Origin of the sequence: Spirillospora sp. NPDC000708 (assembly GCF_040299565.1) — a bacterium.
GTDB lineage: Bacteria > Actinomycetota > Actinomycetes > Streptosporangiales > Streptosporangiaceae > Spirillospora.
Map to the genome: position 1 here is coordinate 1 of NZ_JBEPCJ010000005.1, position 21,651 is coordinate 21,651.

The 21,651-nt window shown below is 72.0% G+C and carries 16 protein-coding genes; 6 read left to right on the top strand and 10 right to left on the bottom strand.

Features of this window, described 5'->3' with window-relative positions:
• Window positions 1-300 precede the first annotated feature (300 nt).
• The 4 genes from ABT299_RS05495 (at window position 301) to ABT299_RS05510 (ending at window position 5,302) form a co-directional block, all read left to right on the top strand.
• On the top strand, window positions 301-1,557 hold the full coding sequence (locus tag ABT299_RS05495; protein ID WP_500249866.1) for a M20 family metallopeptidase: 1,257 nt from the start codon (window positions 301-303) through the stop codon (window positions 1,555-1,557).
• Window positions 1,550-2,437 carry a GNAT family N-acetyltransferase gene (locus ABT299_RS05500; protein ID WP_500249867.1) on the top strand — a complete coding sequence of 296 codons (888 nt, stop codon included), beginning with the start codon at window positions 1,550-1,552 and terminating at the stop codon, window positions 2,435-2,437. The genes ABT299_RS05495 and ABT299_RS05500 overlap by 8 nt, the downstream gene beginning before the upstream one ends.
• Window positions 2,434-3,546 (top strand): o-succinylbenzoate synthase, encoded by a 1,113-nt coding sequence (menC, locus tag ABT299_RS05505; protein WP_500249868.1) that lies wholly within the window; start codon window positions 2,434-2,436, stop codon window positions 3,544-3,546. The genes ABT299_RS05500 and menC overlap by 4 nt, the downstream gene beginning before the upstream one ends.
• A 91-nt stretch (window positions 3,547-3,637) precedes the next feature.
• Complete coding sequence (locus ABT299_RS05510) at window positions 3,638-5,302, top strand: PucR family transcriptional regulator (RefSeq protein ID WP_387024949.1); 1,665 nt, start codon at window positions 3,638-3,640, stop codon at window positions 5,300-5,302.
• Here ABT299_RS05510 and ABT299_RS05515 read toward each other — a convergent pair.
• The 8 genes from ABT299_RS05515 to ABT299_RS05550 all read right to left on the bottom strand — a co-directional run bounded on the left by ABT299_RS05515 (window position 5,249) and on the right by ABT299_RS05550 (window position 17,307).
• Window positions 5,249-7,357, bottom strand: a complete 2,109-nt coding sequence (locus ABT299_RS05515) for a prolyl oligopeptidase family serine peptidase (protein ID WP_500249869.1) — start codon at window positions 7,355-7,357, stop codon at window positions 5,249-5,251. The genes ABT299_RS05510 and ABT299_RS05515 overlap by 54 nt on opposite strands.
• Window positions 7,354-8,607 carry an erythromycin esterase family protein gene (locus ABT299_RS05520; RefSeq protein WP_500249870.1) on the bottom strand — a complete coding sequence of 418 codons (1,254 nt, stop codon included), beginning with the start codon at window positions 8,605-8,607 and terminating at the stop codon, window positions 7,354-7,356. Before ABT299_RS05520 ends, ABT299_RS05515 begins: the two co-directional genes overlap by 4 nt.
• A gap of 29 nt (window positions 8,608-8,636) precedes the next feature.
• On the bottom strand, window positions 8,637-10,496 hold the full coding sequence (locus ABT299_RS05525) for an ABC transporter substrate-binding protein (protein ID WP_500249871.1): 1,860 nt from the start codon (window positions 10,494-10,496) through the stop codon (window positions 8,637-8,639).
• A gap of 181 nt (window positions 10,497-10,677) precedes the next feature.
• Window positions 10,678-11,598 (bottom strand): ABC transporter permease, encoded by a 921-nt coding sequence (locus ABT299_RS05530; protein WP_500249872.1) that lies wholly within the window; start codon window positions 11,596-11,598, stop codon window positions 10,678-10,680.
• Window positions 11,595-12,545 (bottom strand): ABC transporter permease, encoded by a 951-nt coding sequence (locus ABT299_RS05535; protein WP_387024939.1) that lies wholly within the window; start codon window positions 12,543-12,545, stop codon window positions 11,595-11,597. Before ABT299_RS05535 ends, ABT299_RS05530 begins: the two co-directional genes overlap by 4 nt.
• A 64-nt stretch (window positions 12,546-12,609) precedes the next feature.
• Window positions 12,610-14,709 (bottom strand): dipeptide ABC transporter ATP-binding protein, encoded by a 2,100-nt coding sequence (locus ABT299_RS05540; protein WP_500249873.1) that lies wholly within the window; start codon window positions 14,707-14,709, stop codon window positions 12,610-12,612.
• Window positions 14,710-14,881: 172 nt separating this feature from the next.
• A complete protein-coding gene (locus tag ABT299_RS05545) occupies window positions 14,882-15,925 on the bottom strand; it encodes a dipeptidase (protein WP_500249874.1) in 1,044 nt (347 codons plus the stop codon).
• Window positions 15,922-17,307, bottom strand: a complete 1,386-nt coding sequence (locus ABT299_RS05550; protein ID WP_500249875.1) for a serine hydrolase domain-containing protein — start codon at window positions 17,305-17,307, stop codon at window positions 15,922-15,924. Before ABT299_RS05550 ends, ABT299_RS05545 begins: the two co-directional genes overlap by 4 nt.
• A 273-nt stretch (window positions 17,308-17,580) precedes the next feature.
• On the opposite strand from ABT299_RS05550, the gene ABT299_RS05555 reads away from it, so the two are divergent.
• Together ABT299_RS05555 and ABT299_RS05560 are read left to right on the top strand one after the other, a co-directional pair.
• On the top strand, window positions 17,581-19,218 hold the full coding sequence (locus ABT299_RS05555; protein ID WP_500249876.1) for a tetratricopeptide repeat protein: 1,638 nt from the start codon (window positions 17,581-17,583) through the stop codon (window positions 19,216-19,218).
• Between the two features lie 22 nt (window positions 19,219-19,240).
• Window positions 19,241-19,720, top strand: a complete 480-nt coding sequence (locus tag ABT299_RS05560; protein WP_500250034.1) for a tetratricopeptide repeat protein — start codon at window positions 19,241-19,243, stop codon at window positions 19,718-19,720.
• 277 nt (window positions 19,721-19,997) lie between these two features.
• Here the strand turns inward: ABT299_RS05560 and ABT299_RS05565 are convergent, their stop codons facing one another.
• Both ABT299_RS05565 and ABT299_RS05570 read right to left on the bottom strand, forming a co-directional pair.
• Complete coding sequence (locus tag ABT299_RS05565; protein WP_500249877.1) at window positions 19,998-20,429, bottom strand: hypothetical protein; 432 nt, start codon at window positions 20,427-20,429, stop codon at window positions 19,998-20,000.
• 205 nt (window positions 20,430-20,634) lie between these two features.
• Window positions 20,635-21,594, bottom strand: a complete 960-nt coding sequence (locus ABT299_RS05570) for a diacylglycerol/lipid kinase family protein (RefSeq protein ID WP_500249878.1) — start codon at window positions 21,592-21,594, stop codon at window positions 20,635-20,637.
• Window positions 21,595-21,651: the final 57 nt, after the last annotated feature.

The window sequence follows — 21,651 nt, forward strand, 5'->3', positions numbered from 1 at the left end:
CCGCGGGCGGCCCGCCCCCCCCCCCCCCCCGCGCCGCCCCCCCGCGCGCCCGCCCCGGGGCCCCCCCCGCCCCGGGCCGGGGCCCGCCGCCCCCCCCCCTCGCCGGGGGCCGGGGGGGGGCGCCCCGCCCGTCCTCACGCCGGGGACGGGCGGGCGCTCGGATCGGCACTCTCCGTGTCGGCCTCTGCTCGGTTTCATCGCCGCGTCCCAACCTCGCGCGCCGGCGTTGGCCGACAGAACAGGTCCGTTCGCGGTGCGTCTCGCGATGCTTGGGCGATGCGTCGACCAGAGGTGCCCGCCGTGACAGAACGCCGTGCCGCGGCGAACCGCGACCTGCGACGGGCCGGGGCTCGGCCCGCGGCCCGCGAACAGGCGCGCGAGGCCGCGTTGATCGCCGACATCGAACGGCTGGTGTACTGCGAATCCCCGTCCGACGATCTGGCCGCGGTCGCCCGCAGCGCGGAGGTGGTCGCCGAGATCGGCGCCCGGCACCTGGAGGCCGAGGCGGAGCGGGTCGTCATCAACGGGCGCACCCATCTCCGCTGGCGGTTCGGCGCCGAACCGCGCGTCCTGCTGATCGGGCACCACGACACGGTGTGGCCGATCGGCTCGCTGGAGACGCACCCGTTCCAGGTCCGCGACGGGGTGCTGCGCGGACCGGGATGCTTCGACATGAAGGCGGGGCTGGCGATGGCGTTCCACGCGTTGGCGGCGCTGGACGACCTGGACGGCGTGACCCTCCTCGTCACCGGTGACGAGGAGCCGGGGTCGCCGTCGTCACGGCGGCTCATCGAGAACGAGGCGCGGCGCTGCGCGGCCGCACTGGTGCTGGAAGCCGCCGGGCCCGGCGGGGCCCTGAAGACCGAGCGCAAGGGCGTGTCGCGCTACGAGGTGCTGGTGCGGGGAAGGGCCGCGCACGCCGGCCTGGAGCCGGAGCGCGGCGTGAACGCGACGGTCGAGGCGGCCCGCCAGATCACGGCCGTGGCGGCGCTGAGCGATCCCGCGCTGGGCACGACCGTCACGCCGACCCGTCTGGAGGCGGGCACCACGGCGAACACCGTTCCCGGATCGGCACGCTTCGACGTCGACGTCCGGGCAGGGGCGGCCGCCGAGCAGCACCGCGTCCACAGGGCGATGCAGGCCCTGCGGCCGGAGCTGCCGGGCGCCGCTGTGGAGGTCAGGGGCGGCCCGAACCGGCCGCCGCTCCCGGCGGCGGCTTCGAAGGACCTGTTCGAGCGGGCGCGCCGGCTCGCGGACGACCTCGGGGTCGGCCCGCTCGCCTCGGTCGCGGTCGGCGGCGCCTCCGACGGGAACCTCACCGCGGGTGTCGGCACGCCCACCCTCGACGGACTGGGGGCGGTCGGCGGCGGCGCGCACGCCGATGACGAGCACCTGGTCGTGGCGGAGTTGCCGAAGCGGACGCGGTTGCTCACCGCGCTGGTCGCCGAACTGCTGGCGGCGGAGAGTCGTCCGTCCGGACGAACCGGGCCCCGCCGTCCGGTGCTCGCGGACCATCCGCGGGACGGCGCCGGCTGCGAGCATGGCCGGCGTGACTGATCTCATCCGCGACCGTCGCGACTCCCCGCCCGTCGACGCGGCGTGCGCCGCGGCCGAGGCCGCCGCGCGAGCCGCGGGCGTCGGCATCCGCCCCCTGGACAGGGTCGGCGAGCTCGAGGCCGTCCGCCGCCTGTACGAGCACATCTGGCGCACGGGAGAGAACAATCCTCCGGTGACGGCCGACCTGCTGCGCGCGATGACGAAGGCGGGCGGCTACGTGAGCGGCGCCTTCGACGACGGGGAGCTGGTGGGAGCCTGCTTCGGCTTCTTCTCCCCGCCGGCGCGCGAGGCCCTGCACAGTCATATCGCCGGGGTGCTGGCGCACACGCAGGGACGCAACGTCGGTTTCGCGCTGAAGCTGCACCAGCGTTCCTGGGCGATGCTGCGCGGCGTCCGCGAGATCTGCTGGACCTACGATCCCCTGGTGCGCCGCAACGCGTACTTCAACATCGCCAAGCTGGCCGCCGATCCGGCCGAGTACCTGGCGAACTTCTACGGTCCGATGGACGACGACATCAACCGCAGCGACGCCACCGACCGGATCCTGGTCCGGTGGCGGCTGGAGGCGCCCGAGGTCGAGGCGGCCTGCGACGGCGGGCCCAGGATGACCGATGCGGGGGCCGCCCGCGCGGCGGGGGCGGCCCTGGCGCTGAGCGCCTCCGCCGCGGGCGGCCCGGTCGTCGGGCACACCGACGCGCGCACCGTGATCGTCGGCGTGCCCCGCGACGTCGAGGCCCTGCGGGTGAGCGACCCGGCCTGCGCCGCGGAGTGGCGCACGGCGGTACGGGAGGTTCTCGGCGGGCTGATCGCGGACGGCGCGCGGGTGCGCGGATTCGACCGGACGGGCTGGTACGTCCTGGACAGGCAGGAGACGGAGTGAAGCTCACCGGAGTCGAGATCCGCACCATCGAGGTACCGCTCGTCTCGCCCTTCCGGACGTCGTTCGGCACGGAGACCGTGCGGCGGGCGCTGCTGCTCCGCGTCGTCACCGACGAGGCCGAGGGATGGGGCGAATGCGGCGCCGGGACGGCGCCCCTGTACTCCTCGGAGTACACGCACGCCTCCGCCGACGTCCTGAGCCGTTTCCTGGTGCCGGCGTTGGCCGGGGTGCCGGACCTGGACGCGCACAAGGTCGCCCCGGCCCTGGCCCCTTACAAGGGCCACCGCATGGCCAAGGCCGCGTTGGAGATGGCGGTCCTGGACGCGGATCTCCGTTCCCGCGGCGTCGCTCTCGGCCACGCCCTCGGCGCCGTCCGCGACACCGTGCCGTGCGGGGTGTCCGTGGGGATCGCGGAGTCGATCCCCGCCCTGCTCGACACGGTCGCCGGATACCTGGACGCGGGCTACCTGCGGATCAAACTGAAGATCGAACCCGGCTGGGACGTCGAGCCGGTCCGCGCCGTGCGCGAACGGTTCGGCGACATCCTGCTGCAGGCCGACGCCAACACCGCCTACCAGCGCGGCGACGCCCGGCACCTGGCCCGGCTCGACCCGTTCGGCCTCCTCCTGCTGGAGCAGCCGCTGGCGGAGGACGACCTCCTCGGACACGCGGACCTCGCCACGCGGATCACCACACCGATCTGCCTCGACGAATCGATCGTCTCGGCCCGCGCCGCCGCCGACGCGATCGCGCTCGGAGCCTGCCGGGTGGTGAACATCAAGCCGGGCCGCGTGGGCGGTTACCTCGAAGCCCGGCGGATCCACGACGTCTGCGCGGCGCACGGCGTCCCGGTCTGGTGCGGCGGCATGCTCGAGACGGGCCTGGGGCGCGCCGCCAACGTCGCGCTCGCCGCGCTGCCCGGGTTCCTCCTGCCCGGCGACACCTCCGCGTCCGACCGCTACTACCGGACCGACATCACGCCGCCGTTCCGCCTCGAGGACGGGCATCTCGCCGTGCCGACCGGACCGGGACTCGGCGTCACCCCGATCCCGGACATCCTGGATGCCGTAACGGTCACGACGAAATGGGTGCCGATCGCCGCAAGGTGATTCCCTTTTGTTCTGTTCGACAGATCGGATAGCGTGATTTCGTCATGCAGAACGAACGGCGACCTCCACGTGCCGCGCTAGCTTCGGGCGCATGCCCGCACCCGTGACCGGCCTCCCGCGAGCCAGCCTCGCGCGCGTCCTGGAGGAGCTCGGAACCACGCTGCTCGACGTGGTCTGCGGCGACATCGACGCCGCCGGCGACATCGGCGGCGTCGTCATCTACGACCCGCTCGACGAGCCGGAGCCGCCGGACAACGCGCTGGTGCTGGGCGTCGGCCTGCATGACCCCGCCGACATCGCGCGGGTGGTGGCCCAGCTCGGGCGGCGCGACGCGGCCGGGCTGGTGGTCCGCGCGCCCGTGGCACCCGACGAACGGCTCGTCGCGGCGGCGCGCGAGTCGGGGGTGGCGGTCCTCGCGTTCGCCCGGGGCGCATCGTGGACGCACCTGGCGGGGATGCTCCGGAGCCTGACCGCCGACAGCGGCCTGCACGACACCGACGCCCGCGCGTTCGGCCGGATCCCGTCCGGCGATCTCTTCGCGGTCGCCAACGCCATCGCCGCGCTGCTCGGCGCGCCCGTCACCATCGAGGACCGCAACTCCCGCCTGCTGGCCTTCTCGAGTCGGCAGGAGGAGGCGGACCTGTCCCGGGTCCAGACGATCCTGGGCCGTCAGGTCCCGGAGCGGTACACCCGCATCCTGGAGGAGCGCGGGGTGTTCCAGGCGATCTACCGCAGCGACGGCCCCGTCTTCGTGGCGCCGCTGCCGAGGACGGGCGACTCGGAGCAACCGCCCGCGCTGCCCCGCGCGGCGATCGCGGTGCGCGCCGGGGACGAGATCCTCGGCACGATCTGGGTGATGGTCCCCGAGCCCCTCAGCGAGGAGCGCGGCCAAGCGCTCTACGAGGCGTCCAAGCTCGTCGCGATGCACATGGTGTGGCACCGCGCCGACGCGGACATGGAGCGGCGGCTGCGGGCGGAGTTGCTGAGCACCGCCCTCGAAGGCGGGCCGCAGTCGCTGGAGGCGGTCCGCCGCCTCGGCCTGAAGGACGAGCGAGCCGTCGTCCTCGCCCTCACCGTCGTCGGTTCGGCCACCGAACACCCCCTGCCCGCCCAGCTGGCCGCCGAGCGGAAGCGGCTCGCCGACGCCTTCGCCATGCACCTGTCCGCCATGCACCCCCGCGCCGCCGCCGCGCTGATCGGCGACGTCTCCTACGGCATCCTCCCCTTTCCGCAGAGCCGGCAGGAGGCCGAGGAGCGCGCGGTCCTGATCGCCACCGAGTTCCTCGCCCGCGTCGGGTCCCGCCTGCGCCCGCTGATCGGGGTGGGACGGCTCGCCCCGGACAGCTCGGCGCTCGCCCGATCGCGGTCGGGGGCCGATCGGGCGCTGCGCGTCCTGCGGTCCGGAGTCGCCGGGCGGCAGGTGGCCCGGCTGGACGACGTCCACGTCGAGGCGCTGCTGCTCGAACTCGCCGATCTCGTCCCACGCGGAGACCTCCCCAGCGGCTCCATCGCGCGCATCGCCGCCTACGACGAGGAGCACCAGACCAGTCTGGTCGACACGCTGCGCGCCTGGCTCGACGCCTTCGGCGACGTCGCAGCGGCTTCCGCCGCGATGTTCGTGCACCCCAACACGTTCCGCTACCGGCTCCGGCGCGCGGCCGAGGTCGGTGGCATCGACCTCAACGACTCGAACGCGCGCCTCTCAGCCATGCTGCAGCTGCGCCTGATGTCCATCAGGTCGGTCCCGGACGACTGAGACGGCCCGCAGGCCGAGCGTCTTGACCAGGAACGCCAACCATTCGGCGTCCTGCGCGACCGCGACGTCATGAGAGGTCGCCGCACCGTGGCCGGCATTGTCGAAGACGTGCAGCAGGATCGGCGCCTCCCCCTCCTGGGCGGCCTGCATCCGTGCGGCGAACTTGCGCGCGTGCCAGGGACGGCACCGCGGGTCGGTCGCCCCGGCCTGGATGTAGACCGCCGGAAAGACACCCGGGCCGACCAGCTCGTACGGCGACAGCCGGAGGAGCCGGCGCACCTCCGCCGGATCGTCCGGGTCCGCCCAGGCCTTGCGGATGACGAAGTCGAGATAGGGGTCGCGGGTGCCGCCGACGAGGTCCAGCAGGGGCTCCCGCGGCAGCACGGCACGCCACAGGTCGGGCCGCGTGGTGACGGCGACCCCGCACATGAGTCCGCCGTCGGATCCGCCGGTCAGCGCGAGCCGGCCGGCGGTCGTGACGCCCTCGGCGATGAGGTGCTCGGCGACCGCGACGAGGTCGGCGTCGCGGACGTGTCGCCGCTCCCGGTGCGCGGCCCGATGCCAGTCCCGGCCGAACTCGCCGCCCCCGCGCAGGTACGCCTGGACGAGGACGCCGCCGGCGGCGACGAAGGCGGCCATGTCGGGCTGGTACTGGGGCAGGAGGGGTACGTTCGCCGCGCCGTACGCGGAGATCAGTGTCGGCGCCGGGCGCGCCGGGTCGCTCCCGGCCGGGCGCACCACGTGGTACGGGACCGCGACGCCGTCGGGCGCGACGGCGCACCCCGCTTCCAGCTCGGCGTCGAGGGTGACCGCCGGGGCCGACAGCGTCTCGAGATCCGCCTCGCCCGGGCGGTGCCGGTAGACGCCCCAGGAGGTCGTCAGCGTGGAGAAGGCGAAGACGAAATCGTTCGCGGGAGCGCCGAGGGCCAGAGCGGTCAGCGGGAAGAAGGGGGCGGCGAGTGCCCCGCGGCCGGGGAGGGGGACCTCTCCGGTGGTGGCGCCCGAGCGATCGATGATCCGGACCTTGGCGAACGTCTGGTCGAACTCGCTGAGGTACAGGTGCTCGCCGACCGGGAAGAGGTACCGCAGCACCGTGTCGCCTTCCGGGACGAGCTCCGTCCACTCCGCCGGGTCGTCGGCGTCCGCCGCGTCGAGCGGGATGGCGACCACCCGCCCGCGAGGGGCGTCGACATCGGTCACGGCGATGTAGTGGTCGCCGACGATGTGGCCGGCGACCGTCCCGGGGCAGGCGGTGACGAAGGGACGCCACGCCGACCCGGGCTCGGACAGGTCGCGAACCGCGACGGGGATGGGGCTGCCCACTCGATGGGCGGCGACGGCCCACCGGCCGTCCGGCGAGATCTGGACGAGCGTGTACTCCCGGGAGCCTTCCCCGACCGGGATCGGCTCCACGGTGGTGTCCGGAGTGCCGAGCCGGTGGAAGAAGACCGCCTGCCGGAACTCCCGCGGTGGGCCGGTGAGGGCGAAGAAGTAGAAGCCGCTGCTGTCGGGCAGCCACGTGACACCGCCGGCCCACGCGCTGTGCAGGACCTGCTCCGGCGCGCCGTCGAGCACCCGCCCCGAGGCGACCTCGATGAGCCGGATGGTGTTGTGCTCGCTGCCGTCGGCGCAGACGCCCAGGGCCAGGACGCGGCCGTCCGGCGCCGGGGCCAGCCAGGACAGGACCGCCGGGTTCTCCTCGCCGCCGAACTCGGCCAGGTCCGTCACCGGCCGTCCGGCGCCGAACGGCCGGTCCGCGACGACGACCAGGGGCGCCGCGCCGTCCGGCGGGGTCACGGCGCGGAACCAGCGGCCGGCCGCGCATCTCGGCAGGGCCGGGCGGGACCCGCCGTGGTACGCATGGACCAGGTCACGGACGGCCTCAGGGTCCTGCCCGTCGTAGATGACGGCGGTGGCGAGTTCGGCCTGCCGCCGCTGCCATCGCCGCACCTCGTCGGTTTCCCGCTCCAGCCAGCGGTACGGGTCCGGCACGCGGACGCCCGCGACGTCCGCGACGACCCCGACCGTACGAGTGGGCGGATAGGAAAGGGTCACGGTGCCTCCGTCTCCTCATGGTGCGCGGACTGCTTTGCGTATGGCCCCGCGGCCGCGCCGAACTCCGCGGCCGCGTCGAACTCCGCGCGGAGCCGCTCGAACGCACCGGGGACCCGGGTGGCCCGGCGGACGTGGATGAACGCGTCGTAGGCGGCCGGGAAGTCGTCGACGGGATCGAGACCGCCGTTGGCGAGCGTGCCGTCGGCGCCGTCGAAGAGCCCGCTCGGCGCACGATGGAGATCCACGACGACCACGGGCGGGCCGATTCGGTCCAGCCGCGCCTCGATGCAGTTCGGCGGCAGGCTCCGCGCTCCAAGGGAGACGTCGCAGTCGAACGGGCGCGGGGAGCGCTGGGTGAACCGGACCTCCGGACCGGAGCCGTAGGTCATCCCGATGACGACGAGGTCGGCTCGCAGGGAGGCGGAGAGCAGGCCCCCCATCATCGGCCGGTCCAGCAACGCCGAACGTCGGACGTGCGCGTTGTGGGCGCTCACGACGATGCGCCGTTCTCGCCGGAGGATCCAGCTCACGGTCTCTGCCATGAACACGTCCCGCGGGTAGGGCCCCGCCGGGGGCGCGTCCAGCTCCTCGACGAACGCCCGGAGCGAATCCGCACACCGGCGCACGACCTCGTCGTCGAGCAGGAGCGCGCGCTCCCCCAGCTCGCGGAGGCCTTCGAGCAACCGGGCGCGGTCGGCGCCGGGCATGGCCTCGAAACGGACCGCCGCCTCCGTCCTGCCTCCCAGCTCGCTCAGGCGAAGGAGCTCCTCGTCACCCGGGAGTCCCGGCATCCGGTCGAGGCAGGCGCGGACCGCCGGCCCGGGTGACGTGGACGAGCCGGGAAGGTCCATCCCGTAGAAGGCGACCTTCGCCGGGCTCGCGGAATTCCAGCGGCGCATCCAGCGCAGCTGCCGCCGCATCGGCTCGCACTCGCCGAACCGGTAGGTGATGCCGTCGCGGGCGACCGCCTCGAGCCGCCCCGGTCCTCCATGGATCCACTCGTCGACGGCCAGCCCCTCGGCGAAACCGGACTCCATCACGAAGCCGGTGAACCCGAGTTCCCGGACGAGGATCCGGAACAGCCGGTGCTTGAGCTCGTAGAACTCGGCGATGCCGTGCGCGCCCTCGCCGATGGCCACCACCCGGGCATCGCCGACCAGGTCACGCACCGTCTCGACGTCATCGAGGTCGACGGCGTCCGGGTCGATCCGGTGGATCGGCCGGGCGAACGCGCCCACGTCGGGGATCACGGGTGCTCCTTGAAGCCGGTGGGGCCGGACTAGCCGTGGAAGTACCACTGCTCCGGCGTGTACAGGAAGCTGAGCAGGGCCTTGAACGACGCCGGCGGACCGGACAGGGTGTCCTTCCACACGACCAGGGTGTGGGGGGTCGGGAGGAAGAGCACGGGCAGGTCCTCGGCGAGGCGGGTCACCTCGGTCGACAGGACCTTCGCGTCCGCTCCGAACGTCGACGCCTCGATCAGCTTGTCCGCCTCGGCGTCCTGGAAGCCGCCCAGGTTGAAGCTGCCCCCCGTGTTGAACACCGTGTTGCTGCTCGGGTACCCGGCCGCGAGGTACAGCGATCCGTTGTCCTGCATCGCCCACTCGTTCTTCTTGGCGGGCGCGAAGGTGTTGCCGTAGTTGGCGTACATGTAGTTGAGCGCCTTGGTCACGATCTTGACCTCGATACCGAGCCTCTTGGCGGCCGACGCGAACGCGACGTCGCGGGCGCCGACATAGGCCGGGGTGTTCGCGGAGGCCAGGGTGAAGCTGATCCTCTGTCCCCGCGGAATGCCGGCGCCGCACTCCCCCGGCCCGGTGCCGGGGCGCACGCAGGTGGTGGATCCGTCCGGCACCACCTTCCAGCCGTTGTCGGTCAGCAGCTTCTCGGCGGCGGCGGGGTCGTGCGGATAGGGCGGGTCGTCACCGAAACGGGGCGGGTAGGGGGAGTCGCTGCCCGCCGTGCTGTAGTTCAGGGAGCCGGCACCGTTGTAGATGCCCCTGCTGGCGATGTAGCCCCGCTGGTCGATCAGGCGCTGCAGGGCCTGCCGGACGTACGCCTGCGAGATGACCTTGCCGAAGTTGTCGACGGTGTTCTTGAAGTTGATGGTCAGCGAGTCGAACCTGGCGGGCGCGGGGGCGCCGTAGACGTTGTACCCCTTCGCCTTCAGCGCGGGAATCTGGGCGATGAAGCCGGAGTCCAGCGTGCCGACGGTCAGGTTGCCGGCTTTGAACTGGTTGAGCACCGCGGCGGCCGAGGTGAACGCCTTGAAGTCGATCCGGTCGAGCCGCGACGTGCCCGGGCCGCTGTAGGACTTGTTGGGGACCAGAGAGAACGAACCGGTCGTCGAGTCGAAGCTCTTGAGACGGTACGGGCCGTTGACCACCTGCCAGAGCGGGTTGCTCGCGAACGTCGACTGGGACCCGGACTCCTTCGTGAGGTACTTGTAGATCGCCGCCGCGTTCTTCGGCTTCGTGTAGTCCAGGTGCGGCCCCCCGGCACGGGCGATGTTCCACTGGGTGGAGGGCATCACGTACAGCAGCGTCAGCATGGAGAGCAGGTACGACGGGTTGTACGCGGTCTTCAGTTCGAGAGTGAGCGTGTCCGGTGTGGCGGCTTTGGCGGTGACTCCGTCGGGGAACTGGCCCGGGGTGTAGAAGCTCCAGTTGGCCGGGCTCTCCGCGAGCGCGGCCTTGAGCAGGGCGAGGGAGAAGACGACGTCCCCGGCCGTGACCGGCGCGCCGTCGGACCACTTGTAGTCCTTCATCTTGATGGTCACGGTCTTGCGGTCGGGGCTGTAGGCGGGGTCCTCGGCCAGGCTCGACCCGGCGTCCACGATCTTGTCGCCCTGTCCGCTGGGCCGGTAGAGGGAACGCCACATCAGCCCGCGGCCGATGACGGTCCCGTTGGCGGACGCCGGCGGGTAGGGATAGATGAAATTGGGGCTGAGGCCAGGGGTCAACGCGACCGTGACCGTCCCGCCGTTCTTGGGGTTGCCCGCTTGTTTCGGCAGGGTGTCATAGCTGCGGGCGGCGTCCTTCGTCGCGCTGCCCGCACCGCTGCACGCCGTTACGAGCACGGCGACCAGGGTGAACGCTACGAAGATGCGTCCTCGCTGCTTGCCGGACACTTGCGTCATTGATGGCTCCCTGCATATGGGATGGAGATGCGCCGAGGAAGAGGCAAAGGGGGGGTGCGGGGCCGAGCCTCCGCGATGTGGGTCGACGATGCCTCACCGGCATCCGGCGCTGGTTCGGTGGACCCGACGATTTCCGGCGTCCGCATCCGTCACGCCGCACAGGTCGGGCGGCGTCCGTCCCTCAGTCGGCCCGTCTCCCGACCGCGTCCCGGAGCGCGTCCGCGAGCAGGTTGAGCGCCAGCACCGTGAGGATGATGCAGCCGCCGACGGGGTAGATCAGCCACCAGTAGCCGGCGGAGATGTAGGTGACGCCGCTGGCGAGCTGGCTGCCCCAGTCCGCGGTGGGGTACGTCAGGCCGAAGCCCAGGAATCCCAGGGCGGCGACGACGAGGATCGCGTCGGCGACCTGGAAGGTGATGTTGACGATGATCACGCCGAGCGCGTTCGGGACGAGATGCGTGAGGACGAGCCGCCGGCGGGACGACCCCATCACCCGCGCGGCCAGCACGAACTCCCGTACCCGCAGCGTCAGCACTTCACCACGGACCAGCCGGGCGGAGACGAGCCAGGAGAACCCGCCGATGACGAGGCTGAGCGACAGGGCGTTCGCATGGAACCGCGCCGACAGGATCAGGACGAAGAACAGGAAGGGCACCGAGAGCATGACGTCGACCAGGCGCATCAGGACCCCGTCGACCACTCCCCCCGCGAGTCCGGCGACGGCGCCGTAGACGGTGCCGATCGTGGTCGCGAAGAGCGCGGCGAGGAGCCCGATCTGCAGGGACACCTGGCCGCCCTCCATCAGCCGTCCCAGCACGTCGAACCCGTTCGTGTCCGTCCCGAGCGGGTGTCCCGGGCCAGGGGGCAGGGCCGCGTTGAGCGGGTCCACGGCGGTCTGGTCGGTGCGGTAGAGCAGCGGGCCGAGGACGCAGGTCCCGGCGAGGAGGACCAGGAGCAGGCCGCCGGTGAGACCGAGCGGGTTCCGCCGCAGGCGGCGCAGCACCGACCGCGCCGCGGGATGTCCCGCCTTCGTGACCTCGGGCTCGGCCTCTGCCGCGGCGTCCGTCGCGGTGGTCATGTCGTCCACACGTCGTGAGGTCATTTTCTCAGCTCGATTCGGCGGTCGGCGACCGCGACCACGAGGTCGGCGACGAAGTTGCCGGCCACGGTCAGGACGCCACCGATGAGGGTGTAGGCGAGGAGCACCGGGTAGTCCTCGCGTTGCAGGCTGTTGAGGAACAGCAATCCCAGGCCGGGATAGTTGAAGAGCGACTCGACGATCAGGTTCCCCGCCAGGAGCGTGGGGACGAGCGTGCCGACCAGAGTGATCAGCGGCAGGCAGGCGTTGCGCAGCAGGTGGCGTACCAGGATCAGTCGCTCCGGAAGTCCCTTGGCTCGCGCGACCCTGATGTAGTCCTGGCCGAGTTGGTCAAGGGCGGACGAGCGCTGGTACTGGGAGAAGATCGCGACGCTGGTGGCGGCGAGCGTGATGACGGGAAGCGCCATGGCCCGCGGATCGGTGAAGATCACCCATGGCGAGTGCGACTGGGACGCCTCGGCCGGGAAGACCGGCAGGGACTGGCTGAAGACGGCGATCAGTATCAATCCCAGCAGGAACGACGGCGTCGCGTAGAGCACGTACGACGCCGCCGTGGCGACCCGGTCGATGACGGTGTTGCGCTTCACCGCCTGCAGGATGCCGAGCGGGACGGCGATCAGGAGCGCCAGGACCAGGCCGGCCGATGACAGCATCGCGCTGCGGCCGGCGTTGCGTTGCAACAGCGTGCCCACATCCGCGTTCAGCTTGTAGGACCTCCCCAGGTCCGCGTGCGCGAGCTGGTCGAGGTACCTGACGTACTGCACGACGACCGGGCGGTCGAACCCGTGTGACCGGTTGAAGTCCGCCACCGCCTCGGGCGAGGCGCGCTGCCCCAGGACGACGCGCCCCGGGCTGTCGGAGACGAGGTGCAGGAGGAAGAACACCACCGCGGAGATCCCCAGCAGGACGAGAAGCGAGATCGCCACGCGCCGGACCACGTACCAAGTCATCTGTGCGAATCCCCTCTCCGCGAGATATGCGCGCGTGTCCCTGCCGGTGCGTACCTGGAACGTGTCATCGCGTCGTCGGCTCCGCTGACTGCTCGGGCTGCAACGGGTAGTGGCAGGCGACCTGGTGGGTGTCGGTGACCGGCGTCAAGGCGGGCTCCGTCTCGGCGCACAGATCGGTCGCCAGCGCGCACCGGGTGCGGAACCGGCAGCCGCTGGGCGGATCGATGGAACTCGGCAGCTCGCCTCGCACCCGCGCACCCGCCCGGGGACGCCGCTCCTCCGGGTGCGCCTCCGGGACCGCCGCGAGCAGCCCCGCGGTGTAGGGATGCGCGGCGGCGCCGTACACCTCCTCGGTGGTGCCCGTCTCGACCAGCTTGCCCAGGTACATGACACCGACCCGGTCCGCCAGGTACCGCACGACCGCGAGGTCGTGTGAGATCACCACGCTGCTGAGCCCCCGTTCGAGCTGGACGCGGCGCATCAGGTTGAGGACCTGGGAGCGGATGGAGACGTCCAGCGCGCTGACCGGTTCGTCGGCGACCAGCACCTTCGGGTCCAGGGCGAGCGCGCGGGCCAGGCCCACGCGCTGCCGTTGCCCTCCGGAGAGCTCGTGGGGGTAGCGTTCCATGACGCTCGCGGGCAGGCCCACGTCCCGCAGCAGCTCGCGGGCGCGAGCGGTCCTCTGGGCGCGCCTGCCGACGCCCTGGATCGCCAGGGGCTCGCGCAGGATCGTGCCGATGCGCATCCGGGGATCGAGAGAGGCGTTCGAGTCCTGGAACATCATCTGCAGCCGAGTGCGGCGCGGCCCGAGCGCGCGTGCGCTCAGCCCGGTGACCGGCTCGCCATCGAAGATCACCTCGCCGGATGTCGGCCGGTCCAGGGCCACGAGCATCCTGCCCAGGGAGGACTTGCCGCAGCCCGACTCCCCGACGAGCCCGAACGTCTCGCCGGCCGCCACTTCGAAGCTCACGCCGGAAACCGCCTTCACGGTACGGCGCCCGCCGAAGAGACCCGCACCGCCCGCCGGGTACTCGCGCTCGAGGTCGACGGCGCGCAGCCGCGGCACCGCTCCTCGGTCGGCGTGGATCGCCGGCACGGCGGCGAACCGCGCGCGGACCGCCGCCGTCGGGCCGGTGGGCGGATGCCAGCACGCATGGGCATGGCCGTCCTCATCCGCCGTCGGCGCCGGGTGCTCCTCACGGCACCGATCCGTCGCGGCGTCACAGCGCGGCGCGAAGGGGCAGCCGGCCTGCGCCACGGTCAGGTCCGGCGGCGCGCCCGGGATGCTGAAGAGCTCCTCGCGCCGGTCGTGGGTCAGCGACGGGATCGAGGACAGCAGCGCGTGCGTATAGCGGTGCCGCGTCCGGCCGAAGAGCACGGAAGTCGGCCCGGACTCGGCCAGGCGACCGGCGTACATCACCCCGACGCGGTCGGCATGCCGGGCGATCACCCCCATGTCGTGCGTGATGAGGATCATCGACATGCCCAGCCGGGACTTCAGGTCGTCGAGGAGGTCGAGGATCTCCGCCTGGATCGTGACGTCGAGCGCCGTGGTCGGCTCGTCGGCGATGACGACCCGCGGCTCGCACACCAGCGCCATCGCGATCATCACGCGTTGCCGCATGCCTCCCGAGAGCCGGTGCGGGTGGTCGTCCATCCGCTCGGCCGGCCGCGGCAGCCCGACCAGGGCGAGCATCTCCTCGGCGATCCGGCGCGCGGCCCGCCTCGACGCGCCGTGGTGCAGACGCACCGGTTCGGCGACCTGCTCACCGATCCGCCGAGTCGGGTTCAACGCCGTCATCGAGTCCTGGAACACCATCGCGATGTCGTTGCCGCGAACGGCCCGGTACCGCGCGGCGGGAAGCCCGACGAGCTCCTCGCCGCCGAGGTCGATCGATCCGCCGGTCACCCGGCCCCCGGCCGGCAGCATGCCCATGATCGCGAGACCGGTCATGGACTTGCCGGACCCGGTCTCACCGACGATCCCCAGGGTCTCACCGCGGTCCAGTACCAGGCCGACGTCCGAGACCGGGCGGACGACCCGTTCGCCTCGGCGGATCTCGACCGACAGATCGCGGATCGTCAGTACCCGGCCGCCGTTCCCGGGCCCGCGCGCGTTCTCGGAACCATCGGCCGTACGCGCGGCAGCGCTCTCCTTAGCCACCCGACGATAGTGGGCCGCGGGCCCCTGGTGGCGTTCGTCGTGCGCTTCGAACCTTCAGGACCGCGTTCGTCCGGCCGCACGAAGTGATCATCTGAGGTCAGGGCGGCGGGAAGCATACGAAACCGCCCGAGCCGCGCACACCGAAACGCGCACTCCGCGCGCGGGGCGCGGCTCAGGCGGTGGCGAGGGCGGCGGGCCGGCCGAGTTCGGTTCGGAGCAGTCGCCGCACGTTCTCGCCGAGGACCGCGACGATGTCGTCCTCCGGCCAGCCACGACGCCGCATCGCCTCGGTCACCAGCGGCAACCCCGCCGGCCCCTCCAAACCGGGCAGGTACGCGTCGGCGGGCACCCCCTCGACAAAGGCGCGTTCGCAGCACGCAGGAGTGGTGTCGGCGAGCACCTCCTTGATGAAGTCGGGGCCGAGGCCGACATGCTCGACACCGGCCACGCCGGCGACGTGCTCGAGGTGGTCGATCAACCGGTCGATCGAGTGGTCGTTTTCGTGGAGGTACGGAGCGAAGAAGTTGACGCACACGATGCCACCGCCTGCGGCGATGCCATCGATCTGTTCGTCCGTGAGGTTCCGGTGGTGGTCCCGGAGCGCCCGCGCGGAGGAGTGCGTCGCGATCACGGGCCGCGACGCCAGCTCCAGGACGTGCTCGACGCCGGCGGCACCGAGGTGGCTGACGTCGAAGAGCATGCCGATGCGTTCCATCTCGGCCAAGGCCGCGACCCCGGCGCGGGTGAGCCGGCCACCGGTCCGGTCCTCCCCGCTGCCGTCGGCCAGTGCGGTGCGGCCGAAGTGCGCCAGGGACGCGATCCTGACGCCCAGCCGGAACAGCGTCTCCAGCAACTCCACGTCCTCGCCCACGCCGGGAGCGCTCTCCAGCGCCAGGATCAGGGCGATCCGGTCCTCCGCGTGAACGCCGTCGACCTGCGCACCATCGCGGCACAGACCGACGGCGTCGGGATTGCCGGCCGCGAGCCGGTGCGCCGCCTCGATCATGCGCAGCGTCCGGCGCAGTGCGCCCTCGGGGCGGTACGGGTCCTCGACGAACACCGGAAGCGTCAGCAGGTTCACCCCGCCGGCCCGCAGCTGTGGCAGCCAGCGCTCTCGGAAGAACGCGGCCCAGCGGTCGACCGGCCGGGCGACCACCGCGCACAGCAGGTCGTTGTGCATGTCGGCGACGAAAGCGCGCCGGTGCAGGCCGTTCACGGGGACACGCGCCTGTCGGCGCGGCCGGTGTGCAGGTACAGCGCGCGTCCCTCTCCGTCGTCACCGAGGAACGCGAACGGCGCACGGACGCCGCGCTCGGGCTCGACCGGCAGCAACGCGTCGCCGCGCCAGGCGACCAGCTCGGTACGGTACGGCGCGTCGCCCAGCTCGGCGGTGATTCCGGTGGGAGTGCGCTCCAGCCAGAGCCGCCCGTTCGCGTCCCGGCTCACCGCGGTCTCGCACGTGCTCGACTTGTAGGTGCCGACGTACCTGGACGGGTTCGGCGAAGGCGCGGCCGGGTCGGGCATGGGCTGCGCCGGCGGTTCGACACCGCCGAGCTCGTGGAGCACACGGCCCGCGATCTCGGCCTGCACCGGCTTCGGCGAGCCGCCGTTGGTGACGATCGCCACCGCCACGTCGCGTCCCGGGACCGCGCGCAGGAACGCCGACTGGCCGATGGTGTTGCCGTCGTGGCCGAAGACCGTGCCGCCCGGGAGATCGAAGAGCTCCCATCCCAAGCCCCAGCCGGTGCCCTGGCCGATGTCGGGCAGTTCGACCTGCGGCTGCCGCATGGCCCTGACGCTCGCCGGGCTCAGCACGGAGCCGCCGTCGGGGCCGAGCCCGCCGGCGAGGTGCATGCGGGTGAAGGCCAGCAGGTCTCGAGGGCTCATCGCCAGCATCGACCCGGCCGGCGCGTTCGAGCGCGCCAGCGCCCACACGCTGGAGGGGCCGGGCCGGGCACCCGGTGTCCGCTCGATGTGCCCCACCGCCGTGCGGTGAACGATCGCCTCGTACGGATCGTTCGCGGCGTGAACCAGGCCCAGCGGCGTGAACAGGTGCGTCCTCATGCAGGCGTCGAAGGGCTTTCCCCGTACGACCTCGACGATCCGGCCCAGCACGCAGTAGGCGGCGTTGTTGTAGGAGAACATCTCGCCGGGCTCGAACAGCTGCGGCACCTGGTGCAGGACGCCCAGGTACTTCTCGAGGCAGTCGTCGCCCTTGCCCGTGTCGGTGAAGACGTCCCCCTCGAAACCCGCGACGTGGCACATCAGGTGCCGCACGGTGACCCGCTCCGCCGCCCGCTCGTCGCCGATCCGGAACCCGGGCAGGTACGTCCGCACCGGAGCGTCGAGGTCCAGCATCCCGTCGTCGACCAGCTGCATGGCCAGCGTCGCGGTCAGCACCTTCGTGATCGAACCGATCTGGAAGAGGGAGTCGACCGTGGCCTCGACGCCCGTGACCGTGTTCAGTACCCCGGCCGCGGCGTCGACCGTCTCGCCGTCGGCGCAGACCGCCACCGCCGCCCCGGGCACCCGGTTCTCGGCGAGCAGGTCCGGCAACCGATGTCGCAGCCACGCGCCGATCTCAGCCAGCTCCGGCACTGGTGTCCTCCTCGCTCGACTCCGGACGAGCGTAGGGCTGGAGGGAACCGCGCTTTTCGTCCGTTGCCACCGCGAACGGCCCGCCGGTTCGTGGGTCCGACCAAGCCCTTCCGAGCCGGGAACAGAACGATGGCCCGGCAAGCAGCTCGGTCTTGAGGGTGGCATTCGGTGGCAGACAGCCGTGCGCATTCGTGTGACACTCGCTTCGGGCTCGGGTCCTCGCGTGCGCCGGTCGCTTCGTGCTCCTAGAGGGAGGGTGTCGTGCCGCGGTGGGTGAAGGTCACGATCGCCACGGTTCTCCCCCTGGCCGCCGGGGCTCTGGCCTGGTGGATGTGCGCGATGGTCGGTGTCGACCCGAACGCCGCCGGAATCGTGGTGAGTCTGGTCGTGCTGGTGCCCGGGACGCCTCTGGTCATCTGGGCCGGTCAAACGGAGGCTTCTCCCGCTCAACGGCCTCGCCCGGTGCCCGCCGCCATCGGCGGCATCCCACGCGAGCCCAGGGCGTTCCAGCCGCGTCCTGATCTCCTGGCACGGATCGAGGAGGTGTTCCGCGAGGGAGGGGCCGCTGCGGTCTGCGCTCTGGTCGGGGCGAGGGGCGTTGGAAAGACCCAGGTCGCCGCAGCGTATGCCAGGGACCGCGCCGACCGAGGAGTCCCCGTCGCCTGGCTGCACGCCGAAACCGTGGGGCAGCTGACCGCATCGCTGCACCTGATGGGAGCCGAGCTCGGGCTCCGGAGCGCAGCCGACGACTCCTCGGCGGTTGTCCGCAAGCTCAGGGCCTGGCTGGAGGACCGGCAGGAGTCCTACCTGGTGGTGCTGGACAACGCCGACGACCCCGACGTGCTGGCCCCCTTTCTGCCCGCCCGGGGCGGCGCTCGGGTGCTGATCACGACGAATGACCTCGCCTTTGAGCGGATCGCGGCACCGCTGCCGGTCACCCGGTTCACCGCCGGTGAGGCCCGCCGGTACCTGCACGATCGGGTAGGTGCGATCGGCGACGAGGAGCTGATCGGTGAGCTCATCGACGAGCTGGACCGGCTCCCGCTGGCACTGTCGATCGCCGCGGCCGCGCTCGTCGGCCCGCCGCGCGTCGGCTACGCCGCCTACCTGACACAGGTCCGCTCCACCCCGGTGGAGGTCCTGCTGGATCGGCCGAGGGGCGAGCCGTATCCGCGCGGTGTCGGGCAGGCGATCACGCTGGCGCTGGACGGCGTCGGTCCACAGGCCCGCAGGCTCCTCGGCGAACTGGCGGTGTTCTCGACGTCGGGGGTGAGCCAGGAGATTCTGGGACCGGAGGCCACCGGTCCACTGGCCGAACTGGGCGCGGTGTCGCTGGTGGCCTTTTCCCAGGATGGATCGACCGTGCTGGTGCACCGCCTGGTACGCCGGGTGGTTCGGGACGAGGCCGCCCGTGACGGTGCCCTGGCGTCGCTGATCGAGGCCGCCGCGCTGCGGTTGGTGTTCGTCGAGCGGATCGCCGACGAGGACACCGGCCGGAGACTCCCCACGATCCTCGCGGTGGACGAGCACGCCACCGCCCTGTGGGAGGCCTTGAAACCGCTTCTGGACGAGGACGCCGCACGAGCCCGCGCCGCCGCCAGAACACTGTTCAAGATCCGCCATGCGACCGCGGAGCACCTCCTCTACCTCAATGACGGCACCCGAGCCATCCCGGTCGCTCAGGCCGTCGTGGAAGGACGAGAGCAGGTCCTCGGCCCTGACCACCCCGAGACCCTGGACGCCACCTACACGCTGTCGCACGCTTACGAGTTCGCAGGGCAGGCGGTCGCGGCCGTGGACCTGTTCGCGGATCTGGTCGCCCGGTGGTCCCGGGGGCGAGGACGCGGCCGAGACGTTGCGGGCCCGGGCCGGGCTGGCTTCGGCGCTCACCACGGCCGGCCACGCGGATGAGGCGGTCGGGCTTCTGGAGAACGTGGTCGCCGCCCAGTCGCGGATACTCGGCAGCGACGATCCCCATCTTCTCGGCTCGCGGTTCTTCCTCGCGTTCGCGCTGGTGGAGGCCGGTCAGCCGGACCGGGCGGCGGAGCTGTTCGAGGCGCTCGTCGCCGATAGGGCCGGACTGCTGGGACCCGACCATCCTGAGGCGCTCGTCGACGAGCAACGGCTGGCGTGGGCCTACCATCACGCGGGACGGTTCGAGGAGGCCATCGCTGTGTACGAGCATGTCCAACCGCGCCAGGAACGTGTCATCGGGGCCGACCACCCTGACGCCTTGATAACCGTGCACGGTCTGGCGTCCGCCTACGAAGCCGTCGGGCGGATCGCAGAGGCGCTTACCCGCTACGAGCACGCCGCACATCGGTTGGCGACCGTACTCGGGCCCGACCAGCCCCTGACCCTCAGCGCCGCCCGCGACTTGGAGCGGGCCCGCCGACTCGCCGCCCCCGGCTGACGGCCGTTCCCTCCGTCATCGGCAGTGCCATCGCCATCGCGACGTCTTGTTGTCGCACCGAGCGTTGCCCCCGTCCGGTGCGCGGGGACGCCGGACCGTAACGACCTCGGCCGCCGGGACCCGCAGGCGCGCGGGCCTTGGGGACCGTTCTTGTGTCCGGCTCCGGTCCGTCGCGGCGTGCTCGGCTCAGCCGCCGCGACGGTTCAGCGGCCGGTGATCGGGTGGGCTTGCGCGGTCGGCTTGCGCGCCAAGCGGCGCGCGATCCGGGAAACAGGACCTAGGTGTGTGCCGAAGTGGCGAGCTGGTCGGCGTAGATGCGGGCGTCGATCGCGTCCAGCATGGCGAGTTCGGCGTTGTTGAACGCCCATTCGGCGAAGTCTGCGGCGTTGGCGGCATCGGTCTCGGCCCAGTCCGCTTCGTGGGCGGCGAGCTTGGCGTCCCGCTGGCGGTTGCGCTCGTTGGTCTTGGCTCTGATGTCGTCCATCTTGGCGTCGGCGTCGGCCTTCAGCTGAGCCCATTTGCTCTGCGCGTCGGCGGTGGCCTGATCGGTCTTCCGACGCGTATCGCCGCTGGTCCGGGCGAGATCTGTCTGGATCTGGTCGATGCGCTCGGACAGCTGCTGACGGGACTCGCCTGTGGCGGCCTGCACCTCCGACTTCGCGGCCGCGATGCGCTGCTGCATCGTCTCCAGTCGTTCCTGGAAGTCCATGACTGCCCCTCCATCGTGTCGATGCTGCTCAAGGCTGCTTGAGGCTGCTTTGAGCTGTCGTCTTGCAGGTGGATCGCATGAACCGCTGGCACCTGGTGCCGGCGGCGGCCAGCCGGCCGCGCCCACTTACAGCATCGAGGCGGCAGGGGGAGCTCACTAGCCCCATCCGGCCCCGTATCGGGCAAAATCCCGCCCTTGGTCAGCTTTACCGGGTGAAGGGCGGGCGGCGTGCCTGGGCGGGATTCCCTGCCGGCGGAAAGCGCCCTGCCGGTGAGGCACCCGGATGGCGGGAGGAGATCCGCACGCGCAGCGCAGCCGGTCGGGTCGCGAACCTCAGCGGCGGGTTCAACTCCACCGCCTCGCCGTCGATGCCCGCATGGACCGGTGCAGGGGCACTGACGTCCACGTAGGGCGCACTCCAGGCGCGTCCTGCCGGGCGCGGGCCGCTCTCCGGAGCGTCCAGAACCACAATGCCCAGCCGGGCGCTGTCGAGCGCGGGCCGGGTGCCCGGCGCCGGCGGGTGATCCAGCGCATAGGGGTTGTTGGACACCAGCACCACAGCCGGCCGAGCATGCAGTTGCCCGGCGTCGTCGACCAGTTGCAGCCGGGGTGCCGGCCCGCCCGGGCCGAGCACTTGCTCGGCGGTCTCCACGAGGGTGCGCACCTTGGCATCACGATAGGCCGCTCGCCGGACCGCCTCACCGTAGATCCCGAGTGAGACGTTGTTAAGGAACGGGCGGTCGTTCACCTGCGCCATATCGATCCGGCGCTCCACGCCGTCGGTGAAGGCGTCCAGCGCACCGAGCACATCGCGCCGGTCCACGCCCAAGTCGAGGGCGAAATGGTTGCGGGTCCCGGCCGGGACGCACACGAACGGCAACCCATGCGCGGCGGCGGCCGCCGCCACGACCGAAAGAGACCCGTCGCCACCGGCCATCCCCAGCACGTCCGCACCGCTTGCCACCGCCTCCCGCACCAGCGCCGCCAAGCTCTGCCCGGGCGACAGGATGACAGCCTCGATGCCCCGCTCCCGGGCCCGCTCGGCGACCCCGGCACGGGCCGCCACGCCATCCCCCGATCGCGGGTTGACCAGCAACACCGGCCGCCGAGGCGGGTCTGAAGGCCACCACCCATAGCGCGCCGGCCTCTCCTTGGACGGGCTCATTCCGCCTCCCTGTCGGCCTGCTGTGGTCTGCCACCCAAGTCCTGCCCGCCGCCGCGG